The organism is Psychrobacillus sp. (assembly GCF_056205495.1).
This window is the reverse complement of record NZ_JBAEAP010000423.1, coordinates 1-3,581: the sequence shown is the minus strand read 5'-3', so window position 1 is coordinate 3,581 and position 3,581 is coordinate 1. Positions and strand designations below refer to the sequence as shown.

Here is a 3,581-nt window from a genome sequence, read left to right as displayed (position 1 = left end):
CTTTTGGACTAGTTTTTTCTTCTTTATTTTACTTATGGGGAATTTACAAATTTAATCTGTTGAAATTGTCTCCTCTAGCTATGAAAAAAGTTTTTGAATCTATAAATGATGCCGTTATTATTTTTGATATAGACAATACTTTAAAAATTTATAATAAATCTGCCAATATATTATTTGAACAGCTACCTAATAAAAAGTTGATTGGTAACTCTGCCGCAGAAGTACTATCTCATATTCCACCACTACTACAATTTATTGAACATAAATTAGAAAAAGATAACTTAACTACACAATCAATGCAACTCGGAGAAAAGTATTATAATGTTCGCTTTTCTTTTGTAAATGGAAATACTAATAAGCCGATTGGCAAGATGTTTATATTACATGACATTACAGAATCTATAAAGTATGAAGAAAGTTTACTTCAGCAATCCAAACAATATGAATATTTAGCTCACCACGACGTACTAACAGGTTTATATAATCGTACTTATTTTGAAGAAGAAGTAAAACGAAAGTTGGCGCAATCGAGAAAACAAGACGCTGCATTAATGATTTGTGATTTAAACTTTTTTAAAGAAGTCAATGATAAATACGGGCATCTAACGGGAGATAATGTGTTAATTTTTACGGCCAATTGCTTGCGTGATAATTTACCAAATCCCCATATACTAGCACGTTTAGGTGGAGATGAATTTATCATGTTTTTTGAGCAAATTGAGTCAAAGGAAAAGTTTTTAAATCAGATAAATGAGACACGTTTTGTATTCTCAAAAAACTTGTATATGATAGACGACATCGAAATTGAAGTTGTACCAAGCATTGGAATTTCTTTTGTTAAAGAAGATGGTATAAATTATGAGTATCTCTATCATACATGCGATGCGCGTATGTATGAGGATAAAAAACATATTAAAGAACAGTATTTAATGAAAAAAATATAGAGAATACACTTGAAAAAATCAACATTTAAAGCTGATCGTAAAAGAAGTAGAAAAATACATAGATTTGTAAATAAGTATGATATAGAAATCGCAATTAGCAACAGTACGGAGAACCATACCATAAGTAAGTGCGAAAACCACTGATAAGCTGGTACCGATTTAACAGTATTATTATAACAATCATTAATGGAATAAAAATCCCCCTTTAAAATGGGAAACCCTATTAAATAATAAGAAACAAAAAAGCAGCATCTCACAAGGAGATGCTGCGGTAGAATTCTTTGTTCCTAAAGAACTCTAATGGGTTTGGCACCCAATAATGCTAATTTGCCTAATCTAAAGTTACCATTATTCGGTGTCAACGAGAGTTGTTTATTACTTATTTAATATAGCATAGTAACCCGTAATAACATTACTAATTATGTATTCTGTGTATAGCTTACACCAATATTCTATCTTCTAACTTGCGTTTGGTTATAATAGATTGAACTTTGTTTCCGCCTCCCCAAATAGATCACCCACTTAGCTTCACTAGTAGTTTGGGTCATCCAGATGCTTCCGCAGTAGCTTTATTTAAAATCTGCATCTTATCATTGAATTCTTGTAGAAATGTTTGTACCGTTTCCATGTGCGATCAACCTTTCTTTCTCAAATCATCTACTTACAGTATTAAGAACATAGTAATTTCAAAATATCATTTGAAATTTCTTACCAGTTTAGATAATATATTCTTATAAAAGAATGCCCGGGATTAAACGGGAGAGGTTCATAGCTTATACCCTCTATAAAAAACTATGGAAACATGACGAGACGCTATGTCCATATAGGATGTGGCTTTTTTCTGTTTAGTACATACTTTTTAATGGAATGATTGATATGCTAGTACCTCTCTTGAAAAGTGCCGGTAATATTTTTAAGGGAGGAATTAAGGCATGTCTAATTTTAGAATTGTTGAAAAGCTACAAAAGATTAATGAAGATATTCAAATGAAACAACTAAAATATCATTCAAAACGAGTTCTCATTAGTAAAGAATTTACCTTTGATGCCGCTCATCATTTGCATCACTATGAAGGTAAGTGTAAAAATTTGCATGGCCACACGTATCGCGCAGTACTAGGAATAAGTGGTTATACGGACGAACGTGGTATCATGCTAGATTTTGGAGACATCAAGAAAATCTGGAAACAGAAAATAGAAATTTATTTAGATCATCACTATATAAACGAAACACTGCCTCCAATGAACACGACAGCAGAAAATATCGTCGTCTGGATTTATGAGAGGTTGAGTGAGGCATTGCTAGACGAACAAGGTTCTACTGATATACGTGTGGAATTTATCAAGCTATATGAGACTCCTACAAGCTATGCGGAAGCTAGAAGGGAATGGATGGAGAATGAGTAAAGTACCGGTTATAGAGATTTTTGGTCCTACCATCCAAGGTGAAGGCATGGTAGTGGGTCAGAAAACTATGTTTGTACGTACAGCCGGCTGTGACTATTCCTGTTCGTGGTGCGATTCTTCATTTACTTGGGATGGCAGTGGTAAGTATCTTATTGTTCAAATGACGGCAGCAGACATTTGGTCTGAGTTAAAACGCCTTGGAGGCAATGGTTTTTCTTTCGTTACAATTTCGGGAGGAAATCCGGCACTTCTACGTAATCTAGAATCACTTATTGCAATTTTAAAAAAGAATAGCATAAAGATTGGTGTGGAGACACAAGGAAGTAGATGGCAAGATTGGCTATATGAAATCGATGAGCTAACGATTTCACCTAAGCCCCCTAGTTCTGGTATGATAACAGACTTTTCTACACTATCTAGTATGATAAAAAAACTTAGAGACAGAAATAACGATCAGCATATATCTATAAAAATTGTATTATTTAATCAAGAGGATTATCGTTATGCAAAAGAGGTTCATCTCCGATACCCAACTATTCCTTTTTATCTTCAAGTTGGAAATGATGACACGACTACGATGGACAATACGAAGTTAGTTAATCATTTATTAAAGAAATATCAAATGTTGATTGATCAAGTGATGATGGATGATGAATTAAAAAATGTCAAAGTCCTTCCACAACTACACACTCTCGTCTGGGGAAATAAAAGAGGAGTATAACGGAAGTGTTTCTATAATATTGAGCAGTTTGGTAAGGGGATAGGATGACATAATTCAGTTTTTTTTTCATACAATACCTAGGAGTGAAAAAATGACCAGAGTTAGATACAGATTATTGGAGAAACCCCCGCGAAATTCGCTTTTTGGTACTTTAATCCATACGCTTTTATGAATCAGCAGCTGGAATATGTGAAAGTGTTTATATAGGCTAGTCTAGAAAAAATCTCATAGTTCAATTGAGGTAAAATTAATTAATAAATAAAGGTCGATTTTTTAAGTAAATAGAAAATCCACCTTTTATCATTTTACTGTGCAGTTAATCCACCATCAATCACGAATTCTGAACCTGTTGAATAGCTAGATTCATCAGAAGCTAAGAATAGTACCATGTTTGATACTTCCTCTGGTTGTGCTACACGTTTTAATGGAATATGCTTAGCGAATTCTTCTACAGCTGCTTTTGTATCTTCTTGAACTACCATTGGTGTCGCTATAACACCTGGATGTACA

4 protein-coding genes and 1 riboswitch are annotated in these 3,581 nt (G+C 33.4%); of the genes, 3 read left to right on the top strand and 1 reads right to left on the bottom strand.

Annotation, left to right across the window (positions count from 1 at the left end; all coding sequences use genetic code 11):
- The 3 genes from AC06OU_RS12420 to queE all read left to right on the top strand — a co-directional run.
- On the top strand, positions 1 to 944 hold a 944-nt coding region (locus tag AC06OU_RS12420; protein ID WP_475856141.1), incomplete at its 5' end, for a GGDEF domain-containing protein.
- 755 nt (positions 945 to 1,699) lie between these two features.
- Positions 1,700 to 1,746, top strand: a riboswitch (PreQ1 riboswitch).
- A 130-nt stretch (positions 1,747 to 1,876) separates the two neighbouring features.
- Positions 1,877 to 2,350, top strand: a complete 474-nt coding sequence (gene queD, locus AC06OU_RS12415) for a 6-carboxytetrahydropterin synthase QueD (RefSeq protein WP_475856139.1) — start codon at positions 1,877 to 1,879, stop codon at positions 2,348 to 2,350.
- Complete coding sequence (gene queE, locus AC06OU_RS12410) at positions 2,343 to 3,071, top strand: 7-carboxy-7-deazaguanine synthase QueE (protein WP_475856137.1); 729 nt, start codon at positions 2,343 to 2,345, stop codon at positions 3,069 to 3,071. The genes queD and queE overlap by 8 nt, the downstream gene beginning before the upstream one ends.
- 305 nt (positions 3,072 to 3,376) lie before the next feature.
- On the opposite strand, the gene AC06OU_RS12405 is transcribed toward queE, so the two are convergent.
- On the bottom strand, positions 3,377 to 3,581 hold a 205-nt coding region (locus AC06OU_RS12405), incomplete at its 5' end, for an SDR family NAD(P)-dependent oxidoreductase (protein WP_475856135.1).

Coding starts and splice junctions, on each gene's coding strand:
- queE (WP_475856137.1), top strand. CDS start 2,343: ATGAGTAAAGTACCGGTTATAGAGATTTTTGGTCCTACCATCCAAGGT.
- queD (WP_475856139.1), top strand. CDS start 1,877: ATGTCTAATTTTAGAATTGTTGAAAAGCTACAAAAGATTAATGAAGAT.